Here is a 2,804-nt window from a genome sequence, read left to right on the forward strand (position 1 = left end):
GCGGTCGCGTTCATGGCTCTGGTGGTGAGTTGTTTTTGGCGAAATTATTGATCGCCAAGAGCTATGAACGTTCCCTTCTTACGCTAACATTCTGATCTATATTGAAATTTTGTGGGGATACCTCAGGATCTGACCCCTTTCCTAGCTTTTAACTGCTAAACGTTTCGATATACAGCGCTTCAACCTTATCTCTGGCCCACTGCGTCTTACGCAAAAACTTCAAAGCCGACTTGATCGAAGGATCATTCGCAAAACAGTTCACACGAATACGATCATAAAGACCATTCCAGCCGTAGTGCTCGACTAAGCGCGTCAGCACCTTTTCTAATGACAGGCCGTGCAATGGGTTGTTGGGTTGGTTCATTGGGGATCCCTGATTTGAGTAGAGAGGGAGTTTAGCAGGTTTTTGGGTGGGTGCGGGGGTTGGAAGTTGGGCAGTGGTTTTGATTGGGCCTGATTGTTACTTAGCTGAGCATAAAAAAGCCAGTTCTGGTGGAACCGGCTTGTCTTGAGACTTATACAGAGTTGAACGATTGATCACTTTTTAAGGTGAGAGGTTTGTTGACTAATTGCGCTACTTATAATTTTTACAGACATACTGAACTAGGTCGTACTTACTTGAACCTCTGACTAGCCTAGACCATTTGGATCGGCTTGAGTAATCATATAACGAAGTTGACGGCATATCTTTTGCGCCATCTTCTTCGTTTTCAGCCAAAGCAAAAAACTCTTGAGAAGCACAGTTGATTTTTAGTTCGGTAAATGTTGTATAAGCATTTCCTTTACCAATACGACTTGTTAATACTTTGTGAATATCACTTTCTATTTTTTCATGCTGCAAGATGTAGTATGTACCAAAATCTCCTGCTGATGGAGCGCGATACATTTCTTTTGCTATTGCGCCGACAGAAAACAAAAGAATAGCTGCTGTGATTACTGACTTTTTCATAGTTTGTCCCTAACGTTTCATTCAACCGACACGCATTGCTCGGCCAAGCATATCAAAGGTTCATACTAAACCTGTATAAATAAATAACCCAAACCTTAAAGGCTGAGAGCTCAGATAGGAACTCTCAGCCTTTAAGGTGAGAGGTTTTATTAAACAGTACAGAAAAAAGCATGCTCTATTTGCTATTAACTATCTCTAGCCTCACAAATTTTATTAACTAAATCCTGATGCTCTGCTGGGTAATGCTCTTTTAGATTCATTTTCTCTTCGTTTGAAAAAACATCCAAAAATAAATATCACTCCCTCCAAATGAAATACTACTAATTATATAATTTGGCTCAAAATCATCGTCACCACTTATAGATAATCCTCTATGTTGTGCAAAAGGAACATCACTAAAAGAAGCTTTTAATTGTGCATAATCAGCATTTTTTCAACTCCAATTTTTAAGCAGTTATCATCACTTCGACAAATAGCAAATTCAGATAGCCTTAAAGGTACTGGATAGTTTGCATCTGACAGAAAGTTACAAAGCAATTTTGCAAAATATCTTAGAAGGTTAATACGACCTTCTGATCCTACTTGAAAGTCTTTGGTTTCAAAAACTGAATTTGGAGATAATCCTTCTTTTTCTGCATCAATCAAAAACTCTATTAGCTTATCAAACTGCCTATCACCAGGCTGAGTTCTACTAGAGTTACATGGTAGACAGATTTGAGTATTAAACTTTAGAGATTTAGCTGAAGTACTTTGAATTGACTTTGATTTACCTTCAAAAAAGGATTCTTTCGATCCTAGACGAAGCTTTTCATCTCCAAATGAATTTTTGAGTACAGCATGTTTGAACTTATGCTCACGCGTTAGTATGCCTTGCTCACCGCATAGAATGCATTGCGGGCTTGAATACTTCTGGAAAAGCAATTTTACCTGAGACATATGATCTTCCTTCACAATAGCTTACGATATTCAGGCAAGCTAACATACTCAACTGTAACTCACTACTTCAAGCATTCTTATTTGACTAAGGCACAAGCTAGAAAAGCTGCAACCTCTGCGATCTTCTTCAGAAATGAAATACCTATCCCCGATGGAATCGGGTCGTACAATTTAAGCTAGCTCGATTTTTAGTGTTTTGCCCAAGGCTTTTGCTGCGTTATCAAGGGTATGTAATGTCACTGAGGTGTTGTTTGGGTCAAGTAGGCGATCTAATGCTGAACGGCTCGTATTCATGCGCTTAGCCATGGTGCTTTTTGAGATATGCTCAAGTTCAATCTTTTGCTGGATTTCCCAAGCGATCACGCGCTTGATCGCAACAGCATTGGTTTCCGCCAATGCGCCAGTGTCTTCTAAGAAATCATCGAATGATGAGCCAATATGAACATTAGGCATTTTCCACCTCTTGCTTTCGCTTCTTTGCCAAATCTAAATCGTTTTTTGGTGTTTTTTGGGTCTTTTTAATAAACCCATGGAGCAGTATCAGGCTCTCTGCATGGCAACAGAAAAGCACACGGGCAATCTTTCCATTGGATAAATTGGAGCGTACTTCCCAAAGCCCGCCTCCCATAGAACGACAGGTTGGCATACCGATTGGCCAGCCATATTCTACGGTTTTGATATCTTGTCCTATTAGTGCTCTATCCTGTTTATCAATCGATAAAAGCCACTTGTAGTGGTCAACTAATTCCGGACAGTAAATTAGGTTGATTCTCTGCCTGAGCAGGTGGCATCCCGTTATTAAATTGATGCGGCCTGCGCCAGTTATAATAATTCATAAGATAAAAACTGAGATCTCGTCTTGCTTCACTTTGAGTCATGTATCCAGTTGCTGGTACCCACTCCGTCTTTAAGCTTCTGA

5 protein-coding genes and 1 pseudogene are annotated in these 2,804 nt (G+C 40.0%); all 6 read right to left on the reverse strand.

Going from position 1 to position 2,804, the window contains the following annotated elements; genetic code table 11:
- Positions 1-148: 148 nt before the first annotated feature.
- Entirely contained in the window at positions 149-364 is a 216-nt protein-coding gene (locus MAQ5080_RS17070) for a VF530 family protein (protein WP_067213505.1), read from the reverse strand.
- 210 nt (positions 365-574) lie between these two features.
- Complete coding sequence (locus tag MAQ5080_RS17075) at positions 575-949, reverse strand: hypothetical protein (protein WP_067213502.1); 375 nt, start codon at positions 947-949, stop codon at positions 575-577.
- Between the two features lie 408 nt (positions 950-1,357).
- Positions 1,358-1,885, reverse strand: a complete 528-nt coding sequence (locus MAQ5080_RS17080; protein ID WP_067213500.1) for a hypothetical protein — start codon at positions 1,883-1,885, stop codon at positions 1,358-1,360.
- Between the two features lie 171 nt (positions 1,886-2,056).
- Positions 2,057-2,338 (reverse strand): XRE family transcriptional regulator, encoded by a 282-nt coding sequence (locus MAQ5080_RS17085; RefSeq protein ID WP_067213498.1) that lies wholly within the window; start codon positions 2,336-2,338, stop codon positions 2,057-2,059.
- A complete protein-coding gene (locus tag MAQ5080_RS17090) occupies positions 2,331-2,693 on the reverse strand; it encodes a type II toxin-antitoxin system RelE/ParE family toxin (protein ID WP_306455427.1) in 363 nt (120 codons plus the stop codon). Before MAQ5080_RS17090 ends, MAQ5080_RS17085 begins: the two co-directional genes overlap by 8 nt.
- Positions 2,623-2,804 (reverse strand): annotated as a pseudogene (locus tag MAQ5080_RS17350) (IS3 family transposase); the annotation flags it as partial. The pseudogene MAQ5080_RS17350 and the gene MAQ5080_RS17090, both read right to left, overlap by 71 nt.

The sequence above is a fragment of the Marinomonas aquimarina genome (assembly GCF_900089755.1).
In the GTDB taxonomy this organism is placed as follows: Bacteria; Pseudomonadota; Gammaproteobacteria; order Pseudomonadales; family Marinomonadaceae; genus Marinomonas; species Marinomonas aquimarina.